The 26,762-nt window shown below is 45.2% G+C and carries 23 protein-coding genes; 9 read left to right on the top strand and 14 right to left on the bottom strand.

The window, feature by feature from the left end; all coding sequences use genetic code 11:
- The first annotated feature begins 432 nt into the window (after nt 1-432).
- Entirely contained in the window at nt 433-1,965 is a 1,533-nt protein-coding gene (gpmM, locus tag ACED46_RS17770) for a 2,3-bisphosphoglycerate-independent phosphoglycerate mutase (protein ID WP_371722040.1), read from the top strand.
- A 396-nt stretch (nt 1,966-2,361) separates the two neighbouring features.
- Here the strand turns inward: gpmM and ACED46_RS17765 are convergent, their stop codons facing one another.
- Together ACED46_RS17765 and ACED46_RS17760 are read right to left on the bottom strand one after the other, a co-directional pair.
- Complete coding sequence (locus tag ACED46_RS17765; RefSeq protein ID WP_371722039.1) at nt 2,362-2,844, bottom strand: methylated-DNA--[protein]-cysteine S-methyltransferase; 483 nt, start codon at nt 2,842-2,844, stop codon at nt 2,362-2,364.
- A gap of 125 nt (nt 2,845-2,969) precedes the next feature.
- Nucleotides 2,970-4,313, bottom strand: coding sequence for an MATE family efflux transporter (locus ACED46_RS17760; protein ID WP_371722038.1), 1,344 nt, complete (start codon nt 4,311-4,313; stop codon nt 2,970-2,972).
- 159 nt (nt 4,314-4,472) lie between these two features.
- Between ACED46_RS17760 and ACED46_RS17755 the strand changes: the two genes are divergently transcribed.
- From ACED46_RS17755 to groL, 3 genes are all read left to right on the top strand, one after another.
- A complete protein-coding gene (locus ACED46_RS17755) occupies nt 4,473-5,594 on the top strand; it encodes an LPS O-antigen chain length determinant protein WzzB (protein ID WP_371722037.1) in 1,122 nt (373 codons plus the stop codon).
- Nucleotides 5,595-5,776: 182 nt separating this feature from the next.
- Nucleotides 5,777-6,067, top strand: a complete 291-nt coding sequence (locus tag ACED46_RS17750) for a co-chaperone GroES (protein ID WP_017061289.1) — start codon at nt 5,777-5,779, stop codon at nt 6,065-6,067.
- A 51-nt stretch (nt 6,068-6,118) separates the two neighbouring features.
- Entirely contained in the window at nt 6,119-7,756 is a 1,638-nt protein-coding gene (groL, locus tag ACED46_RS17745; RefSeq protein ID WP_371722035.1) for a chaperonin GroEL, read from the top strand.
- Nucleotides 7,757-7,908: 152 nt separating this feature from the next.
- Here the strand turns inward: groL and ACED46_RS17740 are convergent, their stop codons facing one another.
- Nucleotides 7,909-10,329: an ATP-binding protein gene (locus ACED46_RS17740; RefSeq protein WP_371722034.1), complete on the bottom strand. Its 2,421-nt coding sequence runs from the start codon at nt 10,327-10,329 to the stop codon at nt 7,909-7,911.
- 441 nt (nt 10,330-10,770) lie between these two features.
- Between ACED46_RS17740 and ACED46_RS17735 the strand changes: the two genes are divergently transcribed.
- Nucleotides 10,771-11,328, top strand: coding sequence for a VC2662 family protein (locus ACED46_RS17735; protein WP_017061293.1), 558 nt, complete (start codon nt 10,771-10,773; stop codon nt 11,326-11,328).
- Between the two features lie 192 nt (nt 11,329-11,520).
- Nucleotides 11,521-12,999: a diguanylate cyclase gene (locus ACED46_RS17730; protein ID WP_371722033.1), complete on the top strand. Its 1,479-nt coding sequence runs from the start codon at nt 11,521-11,523 to the stop codon at nt 12,997-12,999.
- An 86-nt stretch (nt 13,000-13,085) separates the two neighbouring features.
- Here the strand turns inward: ACED46_RS17730 and ACED46_RS17725 are convergent, their stop codons facing one another.
- The 3 genes from ACED46_RS17725 to epmB form a co-directional block, all read right to left on the bottom strand.
- On the bottom strand, nt 13,086-13,574 hold the full coding sequence (locus ACED46_RS17725; RefSeq protein WP_004733333.1) for an MgtC/SapB family protein: 489 nt from the start codon (nt 13,572-13,574) through the stop codon (nt 13,086-13,088).
- A 105-nt stretch (nt 13,575-13,679) separates the two neighbouring features.
- On the bottom strand, nt 13,680-14,225 hold the full coding sequence (locus tag ACED46_RS17720) for a prepilin-type N-terminal cleavage/methylation domain-containing protein (RefSeq protein WP_371722032.1): 546 nt from the start codon (nt 14,223-14,225) through the stop codon (nt 13,680-13,682).
- A gap of 13 nt (nt 14,226-14,238) precedes the next feature.
- The gene (gene epmB, locus ACED46_RS17715; protein ID WP_371722031.1) at nt 14,239-15,261 is read right to left on the bottom strand and encodes an EF-P beta-lysylation protein EpmB; all 1,023 of its coding nucleotides are present in this window, start codon (nt 15,259-15,261) and stop codon (nt 14,239-14,241) included.
- Nucleotides 15,262-15,294: 33 nt separating this feature from the next.
- Here epmB and efp point away from each other — a divergent pair, with 33 nt between their 5' ends.
- Nucleotides 15,295-15,861: an elongation factor P gene (gene efp, locus ACED46_RS17710; protein WP_017067165.1), complete on the top strand. Its 567-nt coding sequence runs from the start codon at nt 15,295-15,297 to the stop codon at nt 15,859-15,861.
- Between the two features lie 295 nt (nt 15,862-16,156).
- On the opposite strand, the gene frdD is transcribed toward efp, so the two are convergent.
- From frdD to frdA, 4 genes are read right to left on the bottom strand one after another with little or no spacing between them, the layout of a single operon-like run.
- On the bottom strand, nt 16,157-16,543 hold the full coding sequence (gene frdD, locus ACED46_RS17705; RefSeq protein ID WP_371722030.1) for a fumarate reductase subunit FrdD: 387 nt from the start codon (nt 16,541-16,543) through the stop codon (nt 16,157-16,159).
- Nucleotides 16,544-16,555: 12 nt separating this feature from the next.
- A complete protein-coding gene (frdC, locus tag ACED46_RS17700; protein ID WP_017061300.1) occupies nt 16,556-16,939 on the bottom strand; it encodes a fumarate reductase subunit FrdC in 384 nt (127 codons plus the stop codon).
- 1 nt (nt 16,940) lies between these two features.
- Nucleotides 16,941-17,705 (bottom strand): succinate dehydrogenase/fumarate reductase iron-sulfur subunit, encoded by a 765-nt coding sequence (locus ACED46_RS17695; protein WP_009847917.1) that lies wholly within the window; start codon nt 17,703-17,705, stop codon nt 16,941-16,943.
- The gene (frdA, locus tag ACED46_RS17690) at nt 17,705-19,528 is read right to left on the bottom strand and encodes a fumarate reductase (quinol) flavoprotein subunit (protein ID WP_004733344.1); all 1,824 of its coding nucleotides are present in this window, start codon (nt 19,526-19,528) and stop codon (nt 17,705-17,707) included. Before frdA ends, ACED46_RS17695 begins: the two co-directional genes overlap by 1 nt.
- Nucleotides 19,529-19,979: 451 nt before the next feature.
- Between frdA and epmA the strand changes: the two genes are divergently transcribed.
- Nucleotides 19,980-20,951 (top strand): elongation factor P--(R)-beta-lysine ligase, encoded by a 972-nt coding sequence (gene epmA / locus ACED46_RS17685; RefSeq protein ID WP_371722029.1) that lies wholly within the window; start codon nt 19,980-19,982, stop codon nt 20,949-20,951.
- A gap of 58 nt (nt 20,952-21,009) precedes the next feature.
- On the opposite strand, the gene ACED46_RS17680 is transcribed toward epmA, so the two are convergent.
- The 4 genes from ACED46_RS17680 to rsgA form a co-directional block, all read right to left on the bottom strand.
- Nucleotides 21,010-21,897 carry a DMT family transporter gene (locus ACED46_RS17680; RefSeq protein ID WP_371722028.1) on the bottom strand — a complete coding sequence of 296 codons (888 nt, stop codon included), beginning with the start codon at nt 21,895-21,897 and terminating at the stop codon, nt 21,010-21,012.
- A gap of 113 nt (nt 21,898-22,010) precedes the next feature.
- Nucleotides 22,011-23,426, bottom strand: a complete 1,416-nt coding sequence (locus tag ACED46_RS17675; protein WP_017061303.1) for a DASS family sodium-coupled anion symporter — start codon at nt 23,424-23,426, stop codon at nt 22,011-22,013.
- 304 nt (nt 23,427-23,730) lie between these two features.
- Entirely contained in the window at nt 23,731-24,651 is a 921-nt protein-coding gene (gene asd / locus ACED46_RS17670; RefSeq protein WP_017063172.1) for an archaetidylserine decarboxylase, read from the bottom strand.
- 125 nt (nt 24,652-24,776) lie between these two features.
- Nucleotides 24,777-25,832, bottom strand: coding sequence for a small ribosomal subunit biogenesis GTPase RsgA (gene rsgA, locus ACED46_RS17665; RefSeq protein ID WP_017061306.1), 1,056 nt, complete (start codon nt 25,830-25,832; stop codon nt 24,777-24,779).
- A gap of 150 nt (nt 25,833-25,982) precedes the next feature.
- Between rsgA and orn the strand changes: the two genes are divergently transcribed.
- Nucleotides 25,983-26,528, top strand: coding sequence for an oligoribonuclease (orn, locus tag ACED46_RS17660; RefSeq protein WP_371722027.1), 546 nt, complete (start codon nt 25,983-25,985; stop codon nt 26,526-26,528).
- Nucleotides 26,529-26,762: the final 234 nt, after the last annotated feature.

Genomic DNA, 26,762 nt, shown 5'->3' with positions numbered 1-26,762 from the left:
TGTGGATTTAGCACTATTAGATCATATTTGTTAACAAAGTGCGATCCCGCCCTGGGTGAGTGATGCCCAACGATATTGTTAGGATAGGGCAGTCCTCCTCTCAAATGGGATTTCTTATTGAAGGCTATTTGGAGTTGTTTTGTTATTATTGTGGTTCCCGTTGTTCATTGTAGCAAACGAGATTCAGTGGTAGGTTATTTTATTGGTTAGTATTATTCAATACCCAAAATGATGTTAGTAATTACTTTCGTAAGATATTTGTCGATTAAGTAAATTCTATAGCTACTTATCAAAAGAAGATTTTTTTCAACTATTGTTACCTCACTGTTCCTCTTTCTTGATCTTCCACTACAGTTTTGACTGTAAACTGTAGTAAAATTACGCTAATTTGTTTTTATACCGATTTATTTTGAATTGAACGAGGTCAGTCCTATGTCAGCTAAGAAGCCAATGGCTCTAGTGATCCTTGACGGTTACGGTTACCGTGAAGACAACCAAGACAACGCTATCGCGAACGCTAAGACTCCAGTTTTAGACGGTCTTATTGCTAACCAACCTAACACGCTAATCTCGGCTTCTGGCTTAGATGTAGGCCTACCTCATGGCCAAATGGGTAACTCTGAAGTGGGTCACACCAACATTGGTGCGGGTCGCGTGGTATACCAAGATCTTACTCGTATTACTAAGTCAATTTCAGATGGTGAGTTCGGCCAAACTGAAACGCTAGTGAACGCTATCGATAAAGCGGTGAAAGCTGAGAAAGCGGTTCACATCATGGGCCTTATGTCTCCAGGTGGCGTTCACTCTCATGAAGATCACATCTACGCAGCTGTTGAAATGGCAGCAGAACGTGGCGCAGAGAAAATCTACCTACACGCATTCCTAGACGGCCGTGATACGCCGCCACGTAGCGCAGAAAACACACTGGCACGCTTCCAAGCGTTGTTCGCTAAGCTAGGTAAAGGCCGTGTGGCTTCGCTTATTGGTCGTTACTACGCAATGGACCGTGATAACAACTGGGATCGCGTTCAAGAGTCTTACGACCTGCTGACTCAAGCAAAAGCAGAATTCACGTTTGATACAGCGGTTGCTGGCCTAGAAGCGGCTTACGCTCGTGATGAAAACGATGAGTTTGTAAAAGCGACTGAAATCAAAGCAGAAGGCGAAGAGTCTGCCGCTATCGTTGATGGCGATGCGGTTATCTTCATGAACTACCGTGCCGACCGTGCTCGTGAAATCACACGTGCGTTCGTTCCTGATTTCGATGGTTTTGCTCGTAACGTATTCCCAGCGATCGATTTCGTGATGCTGACTCAATACGCAGCAGACATCCCGCTTCTATGTGCATTCCCACCGGCTTCTCTAGAGAACACATACGGTGAGTGGCTATCGAAAGAAGGTAAAACGCAGCTACGTATCTCTGAAACAGAGAAATACGCGCACGTGACGTTCTTCTTCAATGGTGGTATCGAAGACGAGTTTGAAGGCGAAGAGCGTCAACTTGTTGCTTCTCCAAAAGTAGCAACTTACGACCTACAGCCAGAAATGAGCGCACCAGAGCTAACTGAAAAGCTAGTTGCAGCAATCAAAGGTGGTAAATACGACGCGATCGTTTGTAACTTCCCTAACTGTGACATGGTTGGCCACACTGGCGTTTACGATGCAGCAGTTAAAGCCGTAGAGTCGCTAGACGAATGTCTTGGTAAAGTGGTTGAAGCAATCAAAGAAGCGGACGGCCAACTGCTAATCACAGCGGACCACGGTAACGCGGAAATGATGGTAAACCCAGAAACGGGCGGCATCCACACGGCGCACACTAACCTACCTGTTCCACTTATCTATGTAGGTAGCAAAGACGTTGAGTTCAAAGAGGGCGGCAAGCTGTCTGACCTAGCACCAACGATGCTTTCTCTATCTGGTATCACAATCCCGGCTGAGATGTCAGGTGACGTGATCGTTAAATAGTTTTTAACTTTCATCGAATACTAGAACGGCTGCACGCGAGTGTGGCCGTTTTTTTGTATCTGGAATTTGAGTATAGATGCGGGATGCGAGTAAACGGGATTCGAAGAGTTTAAGGGCGGGGCATGATGCGAGGAAGCGGGTCACGAACAGAGTTAGAGCCGTTGCATATTTTCGCATCTCGAATCTCGAATCTCGTTACTCTCATCTGCTCTAGACTGTCATTCCAGAATTGAGGAACGAAATATCTGGAATCTCATGCCACGTTGATGTGTCACACTCCGTACTTTCAAAGAGATTCCCTATCACGCTCGTACCTTGCTGTAGGGAATGGCGTAATGATAAGGTGCAGGTTCGGGGGCGAGTGACGTGCTTTTCGCATCTCGTCACTCGCTACTCTCATCTTGCTTTCAAAACTGAACGCTCAAAATCGAGTAACCACTCTTTACGGTTCATACCACCGGTGTAGCCAGTTAATGTTCCATTCGCGCCGATGACTCTATGGCAGGGAACAACAATACTAAATGGGTTCTTGCCATTTGCACCACCCACAGCTCTTACTGCTTTTGGGTTATCCATTATTTTCGCTTGTTCACCGTAACTGATGGTTTCGCCATAAGGAATGGTTGTTAAAGCCTGCCAAGCTACTTTTTGAAAGTCAGTGCCTTTTATCGCTCTTAATGGCAAATCGAATTCTATTCGTTGACCTGCGAAGTACTCATCTAACTGTTTCGCTGCCAGTTGGCAAAGGTCATCTGGATTGCTAATCATTAGCTCTTCATGATTTACATGGTCAATTTCAATAAGCGACACACCATTACTCACAATGATCATCTTGCCAATTGGTGCGTCATAAAGCATTTTGTAAGTGGTGTCTTCCATGTCATCTTCCTTTTTTTAGTCTTTTTCTGCTCTCAAGCTCTTCGAATCTCTCAACTGCTCTTACATCTTTTCTCATCCCGGTTACCCGAATCTCTCATCTGCTCTTATATCTTTTCGCATCTCGGTTACTCGCATCCCGTATCTGCTTTACCCCTAACACGAAGTGCAAAGCAATACCCCGAAATACCACCCATGATGTTCCCCAAGGCTAAGCTGATAAACAGCCCTTCGACGCCATCGATTTGGCTACCTACCCAAGCAAACGGCAAGGTGAATACAAACAGACGCATGAAGCTCCATTGAAAGGCTTTGAGTGGCTGATGCATCGCATTCATCGCGCTGATCAGCATCATCACAATGCCTTGGAATCCGTAGCTAAATGGGACGACTAACAAGTAATGCCACAAGATGCCTCGTACCGATTCTTCTTGAGAGAACAGGGCGGCTAAAGGAATGCTTAGCGGCACCATCATTAAGAAAATCAAACCTTGGAACATCACAGCAAAACGCATACTGAGAAACAGTGCCTTAAAGCTGCGTTGAGGGTTGTTTGCGCCAAAGTTCTGCGCCATAAAAGGCGTAAGTGCCGAGGTCAGAGACATCAACACGATGATCAAAATCGATTCAATACGCTGGGCAGCTCCGTAAGCCGCGACGGCTTCGGTTCCTTGTTTAGCTAACATCATCATGATAATAGCCCCAGCAAGTGGATTGAGTGCGTTGGAAAGAGCTGCTGGTGTACCAATGGTTAAGATCTGTTTCCAGTCATCGATGATGTTTTTTAGCTTAGGCGGAGCAAGTAGCTTTTCTCGTATGGTTAACACATACAGTGATCCACATAACGCACCAAACCAACTGAAGCCACTGGCAATCGCGGCGCCTTGAATCCCTAGCTCAGGGAAAGGCCCGTAACCGAAGATCAGCAGCGGGTCGAGAATGCCGTTAATTAGGCCTGCCAACATCATGATCTTGGCCGGTGTTTTGGTATCGCCACTGGCTCGTATCGCGCTATTACCTGCCATTGGAATAACAAGCAGCGGAATGGCTAAATACCAGACTGTCATGTATTCGGATATCAGTGGCAGTAACTCAGGTTCTGCTCCCAACAGTGTAAACATAGGCTCTAGCGTTACTAGCCCCAGTGTTGATGCAAAACCTACAAGAAGCATTGCAAGCAATAAACCGTGACAGGTAAAGCGAGCCGCATTTTGCGCGCAACCTTGCCCCAATAATCTTCCAATACATGTCGACAAGCCAATGCCTATACCCATTGTGATGCAGTTGATGGCGAAGGTGACTGGGAAGGTAAAGCTTACGGCAGCAAGAGCTTGTGTACCCAGCAATGAAATAAAGAAGGTATCGACTAGGTTAAACATCAAGATCGCCACCATACCGAATATGGTCGGTATGGTCATGGTACGTAATGTACTCTCAATAGGGGCGGTTAATAGCCCGTGCTTATCTTGCATGTAAAACGCCAATTGAACTAGAATAGTAGCGGTAGAATACAGTGAATTGTCATCTCTCTGAAGATCACTTTCATAAAGTTTACAAATCGTACAATACTAACAGCATGCGGTGTGATAGCATTCTGCCGTCAATAATTTAGATGTTTTGAGAGATTTACAGTGAAGCAGCAGACACAACCACAGCCGTACTCCCCGCAAAATCCACCGCTCTACACAACTAATGATGAGGTTGACCTGAGAGAGCTTTTTAAGGCACTGTGGGACGGTAAATTAATAGTTATATTGGTGACGGCTTTATTCACTGCTAGTAGTATTGGGTTTGCTTTGTTAGCTCAAGAATGGTGGTCTTCTAGTGCCAAGATTACAGAGGCCCAGCCTCAAGATTTAGCTGGATATCAGCAACAAGTGAGGCAGTTTCAACCTATTTTCAATATCTATCAAGAGGATGGCACAGTCCTTGTCAGTAGAGGTCTGGATAGTTTGGTTGATTCTGAGATTTTGTTCCAACGCTTTGTGAATACCTTTAATTCAACGAATAATAAGAGATATTTCTTAGAGCATAATGCTGAGTTCCAAGAATTTAAAAGTTCTGCTGTTGGTAGTTCTGATATGACAACTGATGAAATTAGAGCCTTATATGCTGAATGGTTTGATAGAGTTTCTGCTTCTAAAGTCGATAAAAAGGGTACTAATTCACCATATACTATTAGCTTCCAAACAACGTCGAAGGAAAGTAGTTTTGACTTGTTAACAGCTTATGTTTTGATGACAGAGTTAAAAGTTAATGAAGATGCGTTCAATAACTTACGAGCGGTAGTGAATGGCAAGCGTAATGAGTTGATTCAACAAAAAAGGATTTTAGAAAGTCAGGCAAGTAATAAGTTGTTAGTTGAAACTGAGCGAACAAAATATGCAGCCCAAATTGCCAAATCTGCTGGGGTCGACCGACCTATCCAAACAGGCAGCGAAAGTGAACTGTTTAGTATTGAACTAGGTTCTAAAGGTTTAGATGCAAAAGTTAGTGCTTTAGAATCAGTGAAAAACTTAAGTGTTATTGAACCTCGTTTACAACAGATTAACGCAAAGTTAGATATGCTCAATAACCTTGACATTGATCGTACAGTAAAATTTCAAACGTTCCGTTATTTAGATAATGTTGAGCAACCGATAACTCGTGATAAACCTAAACGAGCTTTGATTGTCGTCCTAGGGACATTGTTAGGTGGAATGCTAGGTGTTGCGATAGTGCTAATACGATTTGCGTTTAGAAAAGAAGACTAAGTTTCTAATGGCTAGTGTTATCACTAGCCATTTTTCTTTTGTCACTCCTTGTTGTTTGAGTTTCCTCACAAAAAGTCCCTTCCACCCCTTGGGTTCTTCTACATCGCCCCAACATACTCTTTAACCCCATGCCAATCGTGGCAACTATCAAATTAAATGGAAATTATCAGGAGATACGACCGATGAATATCCGTCCTCTACACGACCGAGTTATCGTTGAGCGCCAAGAAGTTGAATCTAAATCTGCTGGTGGCATCGTTCTAACTGGTTCTGCCGCTGAAAAATCAACTCGCGGTACAATTCTAGCTGTTGGCAAAGGCCGCATTCTAGAAAACGGTTCAGTACAACCATTGGACGTTAAAGTTGGCGACACTGTTATCTTTGCTGAAGGCTACGGCACTAAGTCTGAAAAAATCGACGGCAAAGAAGTTCTGATCATGTCTGAAAACGACATCATGGCGATCGTTGAGTAATCCGACCCATAAAACTGAACTGACTGAATAAAGAATTTAAAGGAAATAAAGATGGCTGCTAAAGACGTTAAATTTGGTAACGACGCACGTATTAAAATGCTAGAAGGTGTAAATGTTCTGGCTGACGCGGTAAAAGTAACGCTAGGTCCTAAAGGCCGTAACGTTGTTCTAGACAAATCATTTGGCGCACCAACAATCACTAAAGATGGTGTTTCTGTTGCACGTGAAATCGAACTTGAAGACAAGTTCCAAAACATGGGCGCGCAAATGGTTAAAGAAGTGGCTTCGCAAGCGAATGACGCGGCGGGCGACGGTACGACTACAGCAACAGTTCTTGCTCAAGCAATCATCACTGAAGGCTTAAAAGCCGTTGCTGCTGGCATGAATCCAATGGATCTTAAGCGCGGTATCGACAAAGCAGTTATCGCTGCAGTTGAAGAGCTAAAAGGCCTTTCTGTTCCATGCGCAGATACAAAAGCTATCGCGCAAGTAGGTACTATCTCTGCGAACTCTGATTCGACAGTAGGTAACATCATTGCTGAAGCGATGGAAAAAGTAGGTCGTGATGGCGTAATCACGGTTGAAGAAGGTCAGGCTCTACAAGACGAGCTAGACGTAGTTGAAGGTATGCAGTTCGACCGTGGTTACCTATCTCCTTACTTCATCAACAACCAAGAAGCGGGTTCTGTTGATCTAGAAAGCCCATTCATTCTTCTTATCGACAAGAAAGTTTCGAACATCCGTGAACTTCTTCCGACTCTAGAAGCAGTTGCTAAGGCATCTCGTCCACTTCTTATCATCGCTGAAGATGTAGAAGGCGAAGCGCTTGCAACTCTAGTTGTGAACAACATGCGTGGCATCGTTAAAGTGGCTGCTGTTAAAGCGCCTGGTTTCGGTGACCGTCGTAAGTCTATGCTGCAAGACATCGCTATCCTAACTGGCGGTACGGTTATCTCTGAAGAGATCGGCCTAGACCTAGAGAAAGTAACGCTAGAAGACCTAGGTCAAGCTAAGCGTGTAACTATCACTAAAGAAAACTCAACCATCATCGATGGCGCGGGCGAAGAAACAATGATCCAAGGTCGTGTTTCTCAAATCCGTCAACAAATCGAAGATGCAACGTCTGACTACGACAAAGAGAAACTTCAAGAGCGCGTAGCTAAGCTAGCTGGCGGTGTTGCAGTAATCAAAGTAGGCGCTGCAACTGAAGTTGAGATGAAAGAGAAGAAAGACCGCGTTGAAGATGCACTTCACGCAACTCGCGCTGCCGTTGAAGAGGGTGTGGTTGCTGGTGGTGGTGTTGCACTTATCCGCGCTGCATCTAAAGTTGCTGGCCTTGAAGGCGACAACGAAGAGCAAAACGTCGGTATCCGTGTTGCACTACGTGCAATGGAAGCGCCTATCCGTCAAATCACGAAGAACGCAGGTGATGAAGAATCTGTTGTTGCTAACAACGTTCGTGCTGGCGAAGGTAACTACGGTTACAACGCGGCGACTGGCGAATACGGCGACATGATTGCAATGGGTATCCTAGATCCAACTAAGGTAACTCGCTCTGCACTTCAGTTCGCAGCGTCAGTTGCTGGTCTTATGATCACAACAGAAGCGATGATCACTGATAAGCCACAAGATTCTGGCCCTGCAATGCCTGATATGGGTGGCATGGGCGGTATGGGCGGCATGATGTAATCATCCTCCTTTCTCTATAGCAGAGAAAGTCACACATAAGCTTTAGAAAACGGAGACTTCGGTCTCCGTTTTTTTGCTCTTAAGCCTTATTTATTCGCATCCCGTATCTGTATTTCAGCTTCACCATCACCCTTTTTTCCAAAGCTCCTTGGTCAGCCTGCCTTGTGCGTAAACTGTTGTTCATCAATTTTTTGCAGCATCATGTCACGCTTAAATGGTTTTGGAAGATAATCGTTCATTCCACACTCGAAGCAACGTTTAATATCATCATCGAGCACGGATGCCGTTAAAGCGAGGATATGTGTTGCCTGAAGTTGCAGGTTTTCTTCATAGCGCCTGATTCGCTCTGTTGCCTCAAAGCCATCTACATTCGGCATCATGCAGTCCATCAAGATAAGGCCGATGTCTTGATGATGCCCTTTATATAAATCAATCGCTTCTTGTCCATCATTGGCAACCCAATATTCAATCCCTAACTTATCTAAATTGATACATACCACCTTCTGGTTTACGCGGTTATCTTCAACTACGAGGACTTTTTGACGTACAGTCGCTTCTATCGGCTCAGGTTGATGTTGAGGGGGTTGTGGCTGTGACCTTTCAAGCACGGAGTTCAACATGCTACTTAAGCGGGAACCGAGCATAGGAAGAGTCACATAGCCTGAGATAAAATGACACTCACTCATAGGATCACTAAGATTATCTTTCACTATGATGATTTTCACCTCTGGTGCTAAGCGATGCAGTGTTTTGGCTTGGTTAATATCTTCCATCAAAGCGATCTCTGGGAGGTCAGTTGCCGCCAAGTTTGTTTCGATTGATTTTAGTTGTGGTGAGTAACCAAGGCGGAACAAGTCATCGAGTAAAAGTTTCGATGGCGCATCTGAATAATAGACAACGGTTTGTTTACGATTTTTATGTTCAGAATGATCTGATGGCACTACGGTTAATTGGAAATGAAAGCAACTGCCCACGTCCTTCTCTGACTCAACGTTTATCGAGCCTCCCATCATTTCCACCATACGTGACGAAATACTAAGCCCTAATCCGGTCCCCGCAATATTGGAGGTGATGTTGGTATCTTCTTGGCAAAACGCTTTGAAAATGTGCTCTTGTTGGTCTGCTGCGATACCAATACCTGTATCTCGAACAGAAAACTCGACCACACACTCTGTTTCCAATGATGGAAGCCGTTTAGCGGTGAATACGATAGAGCCTTGTTCTGTAAATTTGATCGCATTTGAGGCTAAATTCATCAACACTTGGCGAATCTTATTCCCATCAACATGAATGTACTCTGGGAGCTCGCCATCAATTTCAACTTCCAACTTAATCTGCTTTTGATAAGCTTTAGAAGAAATCAGAGTCACGCTATCAAACAGCAGCTCTCTTAAGTCTGTCGTATGTGGATTAATTTCCAGTTTACCCGATTCAATTTTGGACAGATCGAGAACATCGTTGATCAACATAAGTAAGGTTTGAGAAGAGGTATAGATAGTCCCAAGGCAGTCTTTCTGTTCTGCGGATAGTTTGGTTTCTGCCAGTATTTCTGACATACCAATCACGCCATTAAGCGGTGTCCGTATCTCATGAGACATATTGGCAAGAAAGGCACTTTTTGCGCGGTTTGCTTGTCGTGCTTTCTCTTGTGAAACAATCAATTGAGTTTCAAGTTGACTGGCACGCCACACAACATAAAGCAGCACCAGTAACGTCACCCCTCCTAATGCGGCTGTCGATAAGTAGCTGTACGACTTTATCTGCGTCAGGCTCTCTGCGATCTGCTTGGGTGTTTCGGTGAAAAGTAAGTTGAGCTCATCTTCAACATGATAAATACTGTTGGTGAGTTCTCCTTTGAGGCCGCTATCAGAGCTGTACCCGACACTCTTTAACCCTCGCTGCAATCGCCAAAAGTGGCGTTTAAAATTATTAAACGAAGCTAATGCACTGATCGTTCGGGAATTCTGTTCTATTTCATCTTGGATTTTGAACAATGAATCGACAATCTTATCTAATGTTGTCTGATCAAAATCGGTAAAGAACTGATACATGAGATCTTGTGTTTCTAAAGTCAATTCTTCAAGCTGCACATTATTGGATTCATGTACGAAGCGCTCAAGTGTCAACGCTGCATTTTTTAGTTTCTCAATGAGCCCAATTTGGTCCCTCTTGCCATGTATGCTGACTAACTCAAGGGCTAATAATGTAAAGGCGGTGTGGTACTCGTCGAGATACTCGACAACTTTGGCATAATTAAAAGAAATATTGAGGTCGCTTCGTACGATTTTCCCATCGATCTCAGCCAGCTTTTCGATCAGCTGACTTCGCTTTATATTGAGTTGTTCTTGAATCTCTGGTTGCCTTGTGGAAACAAACTGCTGCTCTTGTCGTCTGACAGAGAGCATAACGCTATAAGCTTCAGAAAGACTGAGCTGGAGATTAATCATGTCCTGCTCTTTGTTCTTCAGAGCATGGCTAACATAGATATAGAGGCCTAAAAATAACACGATAGCCAAAAAACCACGCGAAATAATCGCTTTAATGGTCTGTTTATTCGTAGGTTCCTTAATCATGCTATTCCCACTGTTTCATATCGTTCTATTCCTATATTAGAATTTAGTTTATTTTCAGAATTTTACGAACATTAGTTTTTGAATACCTGAGGTCTGTTGAGCTTTTATCAATAAATTTTTTAGGATGACATCGCTTTAGATGCGGCAATAAGTGTGTGGGCTATAAGCTTGTGAAACATGTTGATTTTCTCGCCTAGATTTTTGTTTGGAATAATAAGCGTTAGAGCGGAGGTTTCGGTCTCTGTTTTTTTTGCTTTTCGCATCTCGTTCACTCGAATCCCGCATCTGCTCTTAACCATTGCTCTTTATGATTTAGCGGCTTATATTCAACAGTACAGTTATTACATTGATTTAACATGGGTAGCTGTTGAATAAAGGACAATAAATGCTTGATTAAAAATGGATTAATCAAGTGAACAATAAGTCAGTGGAGACTCCCCAATGAAAAAACTACTTTCAGTACTTGCTGTGTCTGCAGCAGTAATGGCACCGGCGGCATTTGCCTCTTCGCCTGTTATGTTTTCAACGATCAATGGCTTCAACGCACCTGACTCAGATGCTGTTGGCGGTGTGCGCTTGGCTTTACTTCACGGACAAGTGAACGACCTTAAAGGTCTTGATCTTGCTGTTGTTGGTATGTCTGAGACGCAAACGACCACAGGTGTGAACCTGGGTATTTTGGGTGCATCAAAAGTGAACCAAGAAATGACCGGTGCATCTCTAGGTTTCTTCAACTGGAACACGGGTAAAACAACGGGTGTTAACCTTGGTGCTGTGAACATTACTAATGATGTGAAAGGCGCGAACGTGAGTTTCGTCAACTACTCAGAAGGTAACACTATGGTTGATGTTGGCGCTGCGAACCTTTCAGAAGTGTCTACGGTTCAGGTTGGTATCTTCAACAAAACCAACAAAATCGAAGGCGTACAAGTTGGTCTGATCAACTGTGCTGACAACGGTTTCTTCCCGTGCTTCCCGATTGTAAACTTTGCTAAGTAAGGCTTAGTGTTACTATAGTGATTCATAACGCCTAAGTGCATCTGACTTAGGCGTTATTGCAACTCAACATTTTCTTATAGATATCCAAACGCCCCTCCAAAATAGATAAGCATATTGTTTTATATTTTCTATTGCAGTATTTTTACTTATGAGTACAATGTGCGATAAATTCCTAATGATGATTTATATGCTTTGATTAACCACCATACCGTCGATTTTAAAAAGGCTTTCTTAGGCCTGACCGCCAGTTTTTTAGTAGTTTTGAGCTTGTTGCTCGTTGATTCAGCGGAAGAATCAGATAAACAGTATGGAATAGAAAACCAAGGCGTGACACGCTCTTTAGCGGAGCTCACACAGATCATAAATGCGCTTGAGTACAACATCACTGCGCTTTATCCACTGCATGGGGATACCTACGTATTCTCGCATGACAAAAAGATCGAGGGTGAGACGTGTTACTTCACCAGTGAGGAGCAACATGCCCCTCGTTTTGATTTTATGTTCTCTGGCCCTCGCGAGATGTGCAACCCGGAATCGGACCTTTATACCGAAGCGGGTAAGCGCCTGTTCATCGCGCCGACCATGGCTTATTTTGCCAATACCATTGATACCATCTCTGCGATTTATTTCATTTCAAAAGAGAAATTCATTATCTCTTCGCCTTCTGATTTTGCCAGTTACATTAAGGGCGACACCTTTGATTCGGTTGTGAATAGCAGGCCTTATTGGGTGAACACGATTCGCTTTGGCTTAGCTCAAGGGCAAGACCAAGTGGTGTATACCGGCCAATATGATGACTACCTGACAGGTCAGAAAGTGGTGACCTTAACCAAAGGAATCTACGTTAATGGTGAGTTTAAAGGGGTATTGGGTGTCGATGGTTATGTCTCGAACCTAGTATCGAACCCTACCCATGGCTATAAAGTCACAAGTACTCGAGGCGCAAACAAATACGGGTTTATGGATTTTACGTATTCCAAGCCTCTGTATGTTGATGACATTAACACCCAGCTATATCTGAGTATTGAAGAAGATAAGAGCGAGCACTTTCTGCATGTATTGGAGATGGAGAAGATTCAGCTTTCGATACTGTTGGTTTTGTATCTGCTCTCGGTTTTATGGCTATGGCGCTTCTATACAAGACAAGAGCACCAGCGTTTAAATGAGCTAGCAATGCGCGACCCATTAACGGGCTTGCTGAATCGACGTGGTTTTGAGGCTCGATTACTGGCGCAAGATGAAGAGCCGATTATTGGTGTTGGCGTGTTTGATATCGATGATTTCAAAGTCGTTAATGATCAGCATGGCCATAAAGTGGGGGACGAGGTGATTTGCCATGTTGCTCGGTTGATGCTGAACAGCGTTAGACAGCAAGATATCGTGGCTCGATTTGGTGGCGAAGAGTTTGTTGTCGCGATTACGGGTGAATCGTCTGAGTTGCTTTCATCGATCTTTGAGCGAATTCAAAACGACATTAGCCTACAGAGTTATCGATGCCCTACGGGTGACAAGATTAGTATCTCAGTGTCTGGTGGCGCGACGCTTTACTCTTTGTATAAGTTCGACAGCGTAGGGCACTTGTGGGAAAACCAGAGTATTCGTTCGTCTGATGAGCAGCTCTATAAGGCAAAGGCTGCGGGTAAGAATCAGGTGTGCATTCAGGTGTATTAAGTTCTCCCAAAATAATGCGAAGCCTAGTCGTTTGACTAGGCTTCTTTGTATCATTGGCATTACCACTAAGGCTATCAAGTGCTGCGCTATTTCTTCACGCGACCTTTTCGCATCCACTTTTGGTGAACGCCACGACGTAAGCTTTGGAAGCTGTTTTCCACTTTATCGACACCAAGCAGAATCACTAGCGCCATTAGCGTGATAATGACCGATTGGGAAAGATGCCCTAGTGCGATCATCATACCTAATGCTGCGAGTACCCAGATAATTGCGGCTGAAGTCACGCCATGAATCTTGCCATCCAGTGTCATCATTACACCAGCCCCAAGAAATCCAACACCCGTAATTATCTGACCAAGCACACGAGCTTGATCGAGTGTGTTGGGGGATAGGCTGATCGCCATGGTGAGGAAGAAATAGGTACCACTGATGATCAGAATCGACGTTCGGATTCCGACGGGTTTACCGCGTGTTTGCCTTTCGATTCCGATTAAAGAACCACACAGCATGCATGCAGCGAGGCCTGCCCAGCTAAAGGGGGCAAGGTTGAGAGTTTGTTCTATAAATTGTGACATATCACCTCTCCTAAAAATTTAGAATAGAGCCGAGTATGCTAATAATAGACCGGACGATCGAACAAAAACTTTTTGTCTTAACGATTGATAAAGATTACTTAAAACCTAGCAGCCGCTTGTTGTTAAGGTGAAGGCTGGTGTCGTGGTCTCTGTCGCTTCTTGGTACTCAAGGTAGCAGTTATCAGCCTGTTTTTTTCGGCTCGAAGGCGCATAAAGAATAATGCCATCGTTCGCGTCAGTGTTGGTAAAGAACCAGTCAGCTCTGCCCGTATCCCAAACCGCATCCAAGAACGTGGATTCGATAAGCATTGACCAAGTTTGATCGTTCATCGCTGCAGGATAGCCATAGACCACTGAGATATTGTCACCCTCAACATTAATCGATGCGCTAGCTGCTTTATCTAAGCCCAATGCTGATGTCTTACCATAAAGCATAGCACTTGCGCCCTCCATTCCGCCTTTAAGGCCGTTTAATGTCGAGATACGAGCATCGGTTTGAAGGTTGAGGAACTTAGAAGCTGCAGTGACCGACACAATACCTAGAATCACGATCACCACGACCAGCTCGATGATGGTGAAACCTCTTGAGCTGAACCTAAGCGCTGGTTGAGATGTGGTTGCTGGTGGAGCAACTGAGGTATTGTGTTTCATTGATACAACTTCTCTATTCAATGTGTAGGTCGAGCGGTGTCTTGCTGCTGCGTCCGCCAATCTCACGGGTTAACTTAGGTACTAGGTAGCCAGAAACCTCAGAGATTAATCCTTTAAAGTGATGCTTCGCCTCTTCATCTGAAATATAGAAGTGCGCTGCGCCCTGAACCTTATCAAGTACATGCATATAGTAAGGTAAAATACCGGCGTCGAATAGCTTTTCGCTTAATTCTTTCAATGAGTTAGCGCTGTTGTTTACGCCTTTAAGCATCACGCCTTGGTTGAGCAGAGTAGCACCACTTAACTTAAGCTTGTGGAAAGCTTGTTTGAGCTCTAAGTTAATTTCGTTGGCATGGTTAATATGACTCACCATCACCACATTAAGGCGAGTTTGAGCTAACAATTGGCACAGTTCATCCGTCACTCGAGCTGGGATTACAACCGGTAATCGGCTATGAATTCGAACGGTTTTTACATGCGGAATTTGTGCGATAGCATGAATTAGCCATTCTAGTTCGCTGTCTTTGGCCATCAACGGGTCGCCACCGGACAAGATAACTTCGTTGATCTCTGGGTGAGCAGCCACATAGTCTAGGCTGGTTTGCCAAACAGACTTCGAGCCCTTGTTATCTTGGTAAGGGAAGTGACGACGGAAGCAGTAGCGGCAGTTAATCGCACAACCGCCTTTCACAATCATCAGTGCACGGTTCTTGTATTTGTGCAGTAAGCCCGGAATTGCATTTTCTTGTTCTTCCAAAGGATCGGCGGAATAGCCTTGGTGTACCTCAAACTCTTCGCTTAGCGGTAAAACCTGTCGTAGCAATGGATCGTGTGGGTTGCCTTTTTCCATTCGTTCGACAAAGCTAAGAGGTACCCGAAGTGCAAATAACTCACGAGCAGCGAAGCCTGCTTGCCATGGTGTTGGGTCTATTTCCAATGCCTCAAGCAGTTTTGTCGGGTCAGAGATCGCATTCGATAGTTGTTTGAGCCAGTTTTGCTCAACAGATTCGACTTTTCGGGTTATGATATGCGGCATTGAAATTAACTCAAAGATGTGGAAGAGAAAATCATGGCGTCAGTAAGCACCAATGAATTCAAAGGCGGTTTAAAATTCATGATGGATAACGAGCCTTGCTCAATTATCGAAAATGAATACGTTAAGCCAGGTAAAGGCCAAGCGTTTAACCGTGTTAAACTTCGTAAACTGCTGTCAGGCAAAGTGTTAGAGAAAACATTTAAGTCAGGCGATACAGTAGAACTAGCGGACGTTGTAGACGTTGAACTAGGCTACCTATACAGCGATGGCGAATTCTACCACTTCATGAACAACGAAACATTCGAGCAAATCGCTGCTGATGCAAAAGCAGTAGGCGAGACTTCTAAATGGTTAGTTGAAAACGACGTATGTACTCTAACGTTGTGGAATGATAACCCTATCACAGTAACTCCACCAAACTTTGTTGAGATCGCAGTAACAGAAACCGATCCTGGCCTTAAAGGCGACACACAAGGTACTGGCGGTAAGCCTGCAACTCTAGCAACAGGCGCGGTAGTTCGCGTACCTCTATTCATCGCAATCGGTGAAGTTGTTAAAGTTGATACTCGTACTGGCGAATACGTTGGTCGTGTGAAGTAATTGACTTCAAGTATCTGAAAAAGGTCGCTTAGGCGGCCTTTTTTTGTATCCCAAGATCAGATTCGCGTAAACGAGATGCGGGATGCGGGATGCGGGATGCGAGATACGAAGAGCTGGAAGAGCAGATATGTGTGAACGAGATGCGAGATACGAAAAGCAGGAAGATCAGAGCCGAGTCAGAGAGATAAGATATTCAACAAATAACAAAAAAGCAGAGCTGGATAACCTAGCTCTGCTTTCGTTTTTCTGCTCTTAAGCTCTTCGATACTCGATTACTCGAATCCCGTATCTGCTTTTAGATCATAAAGATGAAAATAACAGACAACGCGCTGATTAGGCCTGCAACGAAGTAGCAGCCAACTTTACCCGCAACGCCGACGTGGAACTTAAGGTCGTGCATGCCGTGGTGAAGACGGTGCATTGCATGCCACATTGGCAGTGCTAGCGTACCGATGATGAATAGCGCACCGATAATGCTGGTGGCGAATTCAGACACACGCTCGTAGCTCATTGCGTCCGCATCGATAATGCCCATTGGCACTAAGATACCTAACACTAGAACCGTGATTGGTGTGATCATCGCAAACCAAGTACCGCCAGCGCCAAATAGGCCCCACCAGATTGGCTCATCAGAGCGTTGTGGGTTGTGGTTAACAGGTGTTACTTTGTAATTTGTGTTCATAACGAAAGCTCCTTACACCACAACAAGAACGATTAAAGAAATAAAAGCCACCGCTGCCCACTGGGTCAGTACGATGATTTTTTTATCAACCAATTTGCCTTTAAGACGGATTGGCATTACTTGAGGCATCATGCTGAAGAAGGTTTGAGCGTGCAGCAAGCTGCCTAGCAGTGCCACGATGTTGATACCAACGACGATAGGGTTAGCCATAAAGCTCAACCAACCAGCCCAAGCTTCAGGCCCTTTCACTAGTGCACCCAAACCGAAGGTTAGGAACAGAGTGAATAGAATCAAAGGCAGTACAGTCGCTTCACGTAGCATGTAGAAGCGGTAGAACGGATGGTTGCTCCACCACGTTCTCTTCATCTCACGAACATAAGGCTTACGATTGCTCATATTATGCCTCCTCTGCTGTTTTTACTTGCGATCCGTCTGGCTTGAACATCGAGATAACGAAGTCCATTGAAGACTCAACTTTACCTTGGTTTACTGCAGCCGCTGGGTCTACTTTCTTCGGACATACGTCAGAACAGTAACCTACAAACGTACAGCCCCAAGCGCCATTGTCGCCATTGATAAGCTTCATACGTTCGGCTTTACCATTGTCACGGCTATCTAGGTTGTAGCGGTGAGCAAGAGCAAGTGCCGCAGGGCCGATGAACTCAGGGTTTAGACCAAACTGAGGACATGCTGCGTAACACAAACCACAGTTGATGCAGCCAGCGAACTGCTTGTATTTCGCCATTTGCTCTGGAGTTTGGATGTTCGTGCCGTCTTCTGGCTTACGGTCGTTACCAATGATGTAAGGCTTGATCGCTTCAAGGCGCTCGATGAACGGCGTCATGTCGACAATCAAATCTTTTTCGATTGGGAAGTTAGCTAAAGGCTCAATCTTGAAGCCATTCGGGTAGTCACGTAAGAAGCTCTTACACGCCAGTTTTGGCACGCCATCAACCATGATGCCGCAAGAACCACAAATCGCCATACGACAAGACCAACGGTAAGACAGGTCTTTATCTAGGTTGTCTTTGATGTAACCGATCGCATCAAGTACTGACATGGTTTCATCAAACGGAACTTCAAAGGTTTGAAAGTGAGGTTCTGCATCGTGCTCAGGGTCATAACGCAGGATTTCAATTTTTTGGATTCGATTCGCTGACATTATGCTTGCTCCTCTTCGCTCTTCTTAGCATTCTCTTCTGCTGCTTTTTCAGCGGCAGCGGCTTTCTCTGCAGCTTCACCGTACAGACGAGCTTTAGGTTGAGATTTGGTGATCTTAACGCCGCTGTAGTCGATGGTTGGTGCTGCATCTTCGTTGTAGAAAGATAGAGAGTGTTTCAGGAAGTTTACGTCATCACGTTCTGTGCAGTTGTCGTCTAGACGTTGGTGTGCACCGCGAGACTCTTTACGAAGGATCGCTGAGTGAACCATCGCTTCTGCAACTTCAAGGCCGTAACCCACTTCGATAGCGTAAAGTAGGTCAGTGTTGAACACTTTGCCTTTGTCTTTAATGCTGATCTTCTTGTAGCGCGCTTTCAGTTCAGTGATTTTGTCGATGGTTTCTTGCATCAAGTCTTCTTGACGGTAGATACCACAACCCGCTTCCATGGTGTGACCCATTTCAGTACGGATGTCAGCCCAGTTCTCATCGCCTTCTTGAGCCAAGATGCCTGCGATGCGATCTTCAACCGCTTTGATTTGCTTAGTGATAGCTTCTTCGTTCCAGCCTTTGAATTCAGCGGCACGTTTCACGGCTTGTTCACCGGCTACGCGGCCAAATACCACGAACTCAGCCAGAGAGTTAGACCCTAGGCGGTTTGCTCCGTGTAGGCCAACTGAAGCACATTCACCAACGGCGAATAGGCCTTTAATGCGAGTCTCACACGTACCGTTAGTTTCAATACCACCCATGGTGTAGTGAACGGTAGGGCGAATTGGGATTGGCTCTTTTGCTGGGTCTACGTTTACGTACGCTTTTGCAAGCTCACAGATGAACGGAAGACGCTCTTGCAGGTACTCTTCACCAAGGTGGCGAAGGTCAAGGTGTACGACATCACCAAGTGGGTGCTTGATGGTGTTGCCTTTCTGCTGCTCGTGCCAGAATGCTTGAGAAACTTTGTCACGAGGACCCAGTTCCATGTATTTGTTTTTCGGCTCGCCCACTGGAGTTTCAGGGCCCATGCCGTAATCTTGTAGGTAACGGTAGCCGTTCTTGTTGACGATGATACCGCCTTCACCACGACAACCTTCGGTCATCAAGATGCCAGTACCCGGTAGGCCTGTTGGGTGGTATTGAACGAACTCCATATCACGCAGTGGTACACCGTGGCGATAAGCCATTGCCATACCGTCGCCAGTTACGATGCCGCCGTTAGTATTGCAGTGGTAAACACGACCTGCGCCACCGGTTGCTAATACAACAGATTTCGCTTTAATCGTAACAAGCTCACCTTCAGACATATGAATCGCGATTAGGCCTTGTACTTCGCCATCTTCAACGATCAAATCCACCACAAAGTACTCATCAAATCGTTTGATTGTGTCGTACTTCATCGAAGTCTGGAACAGAGTATGAAGCATGTGGAAGCCGGTTTTATCCGCTGCGAACCACGTTCTTTCTACTTTCATACCGCCGAATCGGCGTACGTTTACTTCACCGTTTTCTTTACGACTCCATGGGCAGCCCCATTGTTCCATTTGGATCATTTCGCGAGTCGAGTTTTCAACAAAGTATTCAACAACATCCTGTTCACATAGCCAGTCGCCACCGCCAACAGTATCGTTGAAGTGGTTATCTAGGCTATCTTCGTCTTTAATTACTGCTGCTGAACCGCCTTCTGCTGCTACCGTGTGCGAACGCATTGGGTAAACTTTAGAAATCAGTGCTACTTCCAATTCAGGATTAGCTTCAGCCGCAGCGATAGCTGTACGAAGACCAGCGCCGCCTGCGCCGATGACTGCGATATCTGTGGTAATTGTCTTCACAGTTATTCTCCAGTGTGATGCGGAGTATTCCGCTTGTTATTATAAAAAGCTTATTTAGGAGGTTCTAAATCGTAGGAACCATTTAGCACCCCTAAGCCTTAAGTGGTAGGTTCAGTGTAAGAGAGGAAGGCATTTCAAAAATTGATGTATTTGGGTTTTTAGGTCGGTAATGCATATGGAGGCATAGAAATTATAGGTTATGTGACTGCAATCACGGCAATGAATTGTTGATAACGATTAACCCACAGGACGGGTGTTAACGGCTTGTTGAGTATGATTTTCGTTATCAATGTTGATGTGAAAGCTGCATTGATAATTGTATTGTAGAACGTAATTTTCTGGCTTCATTAAAACAACATTTTGCTTTCATCAATAGACAGATAGAAGCTTACAAAAGAGACGAAAGGTGGTAATTTTCGTCGTCTAGAATTCAGTGATATGGAACTTAATAATGCACTCTACATGGCAACCGGCCGCAACCATTAAGCAGTTAAAGCAACGTGCTGATATCCTTAATCAAATTCGCCAGTTCTTTACAGAGCGAAACGTGATGGAAGTGGATACGCCTGCGATGAGTCACGCCACGGTGACGGATGTGCATTTGCATACGTTCAAAACTGAATTTGTAGGGCCGGGTTATGCGCACGGCCAGCCACTGTTCTTTATGACGAGCCCAGAGTTTCATATGAAACGACTGTTAGCGGCGGGCAGTGGCTGTATCTACCAAATTTGTAAGTCTTTCCGTAACGAAGAAAATGGCCGTTATCACAACCCTGAGTTCACTATGTTGGAGTGGTATCGTGTTGGGTTTGATCATCATGACTTGATGGATGAAATGGATTTGCTGTTACAGCAGGTACTTAAATCGGGCTCAGCAGAGCGAATGACTTACCAACAAGCCTTTATTGACGTGTTAGGTGTTTGTCCCCTGGAAGATTCGATGGCTACGCTAAAGCAAGCCGCAGCAAAACTTGGGCTCAGCGATATAGCTGACCCTGAAGAAGATCGTGATACCTTGCTGCAGTTGCTGTTTAGTATTGGGGTTGAAGCCAAAATAGGCCAACAAGTCCCTGCGTTTGTTTATGACTTTCCGGCTTCACAAGCGGCATTGGCTAAGATTAATCCTGAGGATTCGCGAGTGGCGGATCGCTTTGAGGTGTATTTCAAAGGCATCGAGTTAGCAAACGGCTTCCATGAGCTAGATAAACCACAAGAGCAGCTCAAGCGCTTTGAAGATGACAATGCCAAACGTATTGAGATGGGCTTATCGCCTCAACCGATTGACCATCACTTGATTGAGGCATTAAAAGCGGGCTTACCAGACTGTGCGGGTGTTGCTTTAGGTATTGATCGTCTGATCATGCTGGCGTTAGGTTATGACCACATCGATGACGTGACCGCTTTTCCGTTCCCGCGCTCTTAGCTCTCTGTTCAGTTAGTCTTACTTACTGTTTGACTAACTGACTTGAATCCCAGTACCACTATCTTACTAGAATACCTGTACCCAATACGGCAACAATAGCCCCGATCCAAGCGTAGGCGTTCGGTCTCTGCTTGGTGTACAGCCAGAGTATCGGTAACAACATGATTGGCGTGGTTGAAGATAACAGAGCGACCATGCCGACATTACCTTCCTGCAGCGCATACAAAATCAGCGTCATTCCCACCGCCATCGCTAAAAACCCGTTAACTGCGGTAATCGCAAATATTTGACCATTCATTGGGTTGATTGCGCGTGAGAGCTTGGCGCCCGTTAAGCGAAATGCGGAATGGGCAACAAAGGCGGTGATCATTCGAATGGCAGAGGCAGCAATTGGGTCGATACTGGTTTGCATCACGGGTTTGGCGATGATGCCACCCAGTGCTTGGCAAATCGCAGCTGTGATTCCAAGAGCAACGCCAATCCACACGGTGCCCTTGATGGTTTCGAGTTGGTTGTTGGCTTGTCCTCGACGACCAAAGAATATCGCAGTTAATACACCACTAAATACCAATGCCGATCCAATCAGCTCCACCGAAGTCATGCTTTCGCTAAATAGGAAGTAACCAAGAATTGCCGAGAACACGGCGTGACAAGAGAACAGCAAACCTGCTTGGCGCGGTCCCATTCTGTTCAAACAAGCAAATAGGGCGGTATCACCAATGAAGATGCCAATTAGCCCAGACAGCATCATCGGCGTGACTAGGTCTGCTTCGACCGTTGACCAGCCACCAGTAAACCAAGCCATGCTCGATAAGATGATAGCAGTGCAACCCATGCGCCAACGGCTATAGGCGAAAGAACCTAAGTGTTGAGCAGGCTTTACTGACATCAGGCTCGCGATAGCCCAAAGAAAAGCGGCAGCAAGAGCCAACCATTCGAATCCCATTGAAGTGTACGTCCGTGTCAAAATGTAGAAGTGGGGGATTCAATATGCACTAAACCTTCCAGATAGCAAAGACGTGATTACTATCTGGAAGGGCATTAGTAGGGATTAACGTGCTAGGTGATGATAAACAGGGCGAGGTAAACCATCAGCAAGCCCACAATACCTAAGATGATGCCCATCTTCGCCATGTCTTTGCTTTCGATAAGCCCGGTCGAGTAGGCCAGTGAGTTTGGTGGTGTCGATACGGGCAGAATCATGCCAAGTGACGCAGAGAAGGCGACCACAACCAGCAAGCCTTGCAGACCACCAATCGCAACTAGGCTTTCCATGGAAGCACCAATTGCAGCGGCTATCGGCATCAGCAAGTTGGCCGTCGCAGTGTTTGACATGAAGTTCGCCATTAACCAACACACGATAGACAATGTCAGTACCACAGCTGCAGGTGACAGCGATTCATAGTCAATTGCGTGTGCGAGTGCAGCGGCTAAGCCTGTTTTATCTAAGCCAATACCAATCGCAATACCACCTGCGACCAGCCACAACACATCCCAGTTAATCAGCTTGAGTTCTTCTTTGCCCATGATGCCAGTGAGCGTAAACACAGCCAGTGGAATGATAGACACGACATAGGTGTTCATGCCGTGCAGTTTGGTGGTCATCCACAATAAGATTGTCGCAGCGAAGGTGATGTAAACCACAATCGCTCGCCAGCTCTTTCTAAATTGTCCATCAAGCTTGAGCACCATGTTTCTTTCTTTAGAAGGGAAGAGTTTTTGTAGAAGAAACCAAGCGATGGTGAGTTGGATGATCACAAAGGGTAAGCCCATCATCATCCAGCTGAGGAAGTCGATGGTATTTTCACCCGTTAGGTATTGCAGCGCGATGGCATTGGGCGGTGTACCGATTGGGGTTGCGATACCGCCAGTATTGGCAGCAATTGGAATACACAACACGAGCGCTTTGATACCCATATCGCCTTTTGGTGCAGATGCCACGATAGGGCCGAGCAGCGCAAGCATCATTACCGTCGTTGCGGTATTTGACATGAACATTGAGAACACGGCGGTGATCAGCATTAAGCCGAGCATAATGAAGCGCGGCTCTGTACCAAATGGTTTGAGAAGCACTCGAGCTAGGTTGTTATCGAGTTCGTACTTGGATGCGGATATCGCAAGAGCAAAGCCACCCATGAAAAGGATGATGATTGGTGATGAAAATGCACCGAAGATGTCGGTATATTTGATTAACTCACCGAGATCGTGCCCCGCTGGTGGATTTCTAAATAGGTGTAAACCTTTGTCAGATATCATCACCAGTTCAAGCGCAATGATCAAAATGGAAGTGGCGAATACCGGAACAGGTTCAAGCACCCACAGCAGGGCTGCTAATAAGAATATCGCCAACAGGCGGTGTTGAATCAGCGTGAGATCATCGATTGGTATTGAATCTATCGGCATGAATAACACGCCTAAGGGAATCGCAAAACAAATCAACAGCTTGACCAGAACGCCAACATTGAGTTTAGGCATGTACAAAGACCCTATAAATAAAATATCTTCAAATAGAGTAAGTTATCTGGATTTCTGGTACTTGGAGACGGGTTGGAAAATCAAAAAGTTGTTTAAGGTTTCGACAGTTGTTTTGTTTTTGGTCAATCTTTTATCTGGGCAATTAGAGACAAGAGTGAGAAGCAGCAGGTGGCTGGGCAGGGTTTGAAAGATTGAGTTGTTAGAGCTTGAGTAGCAAATGAATCGGTAGAGTTAAGAAAAAGGCGCGTTCTTCTCTGAAATAGAAAAAGTAACGCGCCTTGAAAGCTTAAATGAGTTAACTCATTTAAGCTTGGTCAGTGTTCTCAGCAGAATCGGTAACAACATCGTCATTTGCTTGCGCTTCTTTGCCAGCAATGTGCGCGAAAGGTGTACCAAGAACCGTTTTCTCGCCATTTTGCATAGTGTCGTCAAACTTGATCGCATCTTTAGCGAACAGGTTGATAACGGTTGAACCAAGCTTAAAGCGGCCCATCTCTTCGCCTTTCTTCAAGATGATTGCTTTGTCACCTTGTGCAGGGTAATCCCATTTGTAAACCGAGTTACCACGAGGTGGGGTGATGGTACCTGCCCATACTTGCTCGATGCTACCTACGATCGTTGCGCCAACCAGCACTTGTGCCATTGGGCCAAATTCCGTATCGAAGATACAAACGACACGCTCATTACGTGCGAATAGGTTTGGAACGTTTTCTGCCGTTAACGGGTTAACTGAGAAAAGGTCACCTGGAACGTAGATCATCTGGCGCAGTGTGCCGTCGCATGGCATGTGCACGCGGTGGTAATCACTTGGAGACAGGTAAAGCGTTGCGAATTCACCGTCTTTAAATTCATCCGCTAGCGCAGCATCACCACCCAATAGCTCGCGAGCTGAGTAGTTATGGCCTTTCGCTTGAATCAGTTGACCGTCAGTAATTGGGCCAAATTGGCTCACACGTGCATCTGCAGGGTGAACAATAACAGATTCACCTTCGGCGATGGGACGCATGCCTTCTTTCAATTCACGCACGAAGAATTCATTGAATGTTTTAAAGTGTTTTGGATCGCTATGCAGAGCTTCATCCATGTTCACTTTGTATTGCTTGATGAACCAGTTGATGATCGCTGTCGTTAAGCCGCCCGCTTTAGCAGACGCAAGTTTGCCGACTAGGCGAGTTAATCCATGTTGTGGAATCCAGTACTGCAATCCAACTTTAATCTTATCCATTGTATTAATTTTCCAATGCTAATTGTTTTTCAATTAAATCTGTCGATGACGGTTTAGGGCGCGAGATGTTACTTAAATTCGCGCCAATTGTCAGTAAATGCACACATTTGTTCACAAAAACGCGATTAGAGATCGGCTTTTTTGTTGCGTGAATACTGACGGTTATCTTTGTTACTCGCCATGCTTTCAATGATGCGGTGGTAGTTGTCGAAACGTAATCGACTGATCTTTCCGTTTTCTACCGCTTCGCGCAGGATGCAGCCTGGGTCATCAATGTGTTTACAGTCACGGAACTTACAACCGCCAAGGTAAGGCTTGAACTCGATAAAGGCTTCAGTGATTTCGTCGGCCTCTAGGTGCCATAGGCCGAATTCACGCACTCCTGGTGAATCAATCAGATCACCACCAGAAGGGAAGTGGTATAAACGAGCTGCCGTGGTTGTGTGCTGACCAAGACCTGAGTTCTCAGAGACTTCGCCTTCTTCAATGTCTAGCGTAGGCATTAATGCATTCACTAGGCTTGATTTACCCACACCCGATTGACCAACAAAGATGTTGATACGGTCTTTGAGTTCAGCTTCCAGCTCTTTGATGCCGTAGCCAGACTCTTTACTCACGAACATCACTTTATAGCCGATCTTCTCGTACTCTTTAAGTGTTTCACGGTATTCAGCAATCTGCTCATCAGTCAGTAGATCGACCTTGTTCAGTACAACAAGCGGCGCGATGTTTACCGTTTCTGAAGCAATTAGGTAACGGTCGATAATATTAAGTGATAGCTCTGGTAGCACAGCCGATACGATAACCATTTGGTCGACGTTCGCAGCTACTGGTTTTAGGCCATCGTAGTAATCAGGGCGAGTCAGCATTGAAGTTCTCGGCTCAACCGCTTCCACAACGCCAGAAATACCGGCCATTGATTCTAAGCCTGCGCGCCAAGTCACTCGGTCACCAGAAACTAAAGTCTCGATACTACGGCGTAAGTTACAACGATGAACTTCGTTAGTTTCAAGATCTTCGATATCAGCATGTTGGCCAAAGCGCGTAATCACGAGTCCGCTTTTGGTTCCGCCAAGCATGTTCTCATCCCATTGGATAGAATCTTCTTTCTTGAGTCGCTTGTTCTGGTTGCTACGTACACGACGTACTTGACCTTTGGTTAACTTCTTTTTTTTAGCCACAATTTTTCACTTAACACATCTAACTTGATGATTGGGGACTCAAACAGGATGTTGCTGGTACCACGTGATTTCGATGGTCCTAAAGCTAGTTTGAGTATAGTTATTTGGGTATAGTACCTCTTTTACACATAAACAAATAGGCGACGCCTTATGTCCTTTAGCGATCAGAACCTTATTTGGGTTGATCTAGAGATGACAGGACTTGATCCTGAAACTCATAAAATCATTGAAATTGCTACTATCGTTACTGATAGTGAGCTTAACATCCTGGCTGAAGGACCTGTTTTGGCTATTCACCAACCTCAGAGTGAATTGGACAAGATGGACGAGTGGTGCACAACGACGCACACTGGCAGCGGCCTTGTGAAGCGAATTCAAGAAAGCACGGTTTCAGAGCAAGATGCCATCCAACAAACCATTGAGTTTCTTGAAAAATGGGTACCAAAAGGTAAGTCACCAATTTGTGGCAACAGCATTAGTCAAGACCGCCGTTTCCTATACAAGCACATGCCAGAGTTAGAAGAGTACTTCCACTACCGCTATGTTGACGTAAGCACTCTGAAAGAGCTGACTCGTCGTTGGAAACCTGAAGTGTTAGATGGTTTTTCTAAGTCGGGAAGTCACCTTGCGTTAGACGATATTCGAGAGTCGATCGCCGAGCTGCAGTACTACCGAAAAACGATTATTAACATCTAGTCGAATAAAATGATCACGTTTATCTAACTTTTCAGGGACATAAGAGCCGTTTTTTTTGCAAATCTGTGTGCTTTTACAGCAGTTGAGTAAAAAGTTTCGTAATTTTGCATTAAGGACTTGCATCACAAAAAAATGCTCTTATAATTCGCAGCCCTGAACGGAGAAAGACGTTTTCAGATTGCGATACTAGCTCAGTTGGTAGAGCGCAACCTTGCCAAGGTTGAGGTCATCGGT

The sequence above is a fragment of the Vibrio sp. 1S139 genome, assembly GCF_041439475.1.
GTDB lineage: Bacteria > Pseudomonadota > Gammaproteobacteria > Enterobacterales > Vibrionaceae > Vibrio > Vibrio crassostreae_C.
The sequence above is the reverse complement of the archived record's forward strand: the minus strand, read 5'-3'. Positions and strand labels throughout refer to the sequence as shown.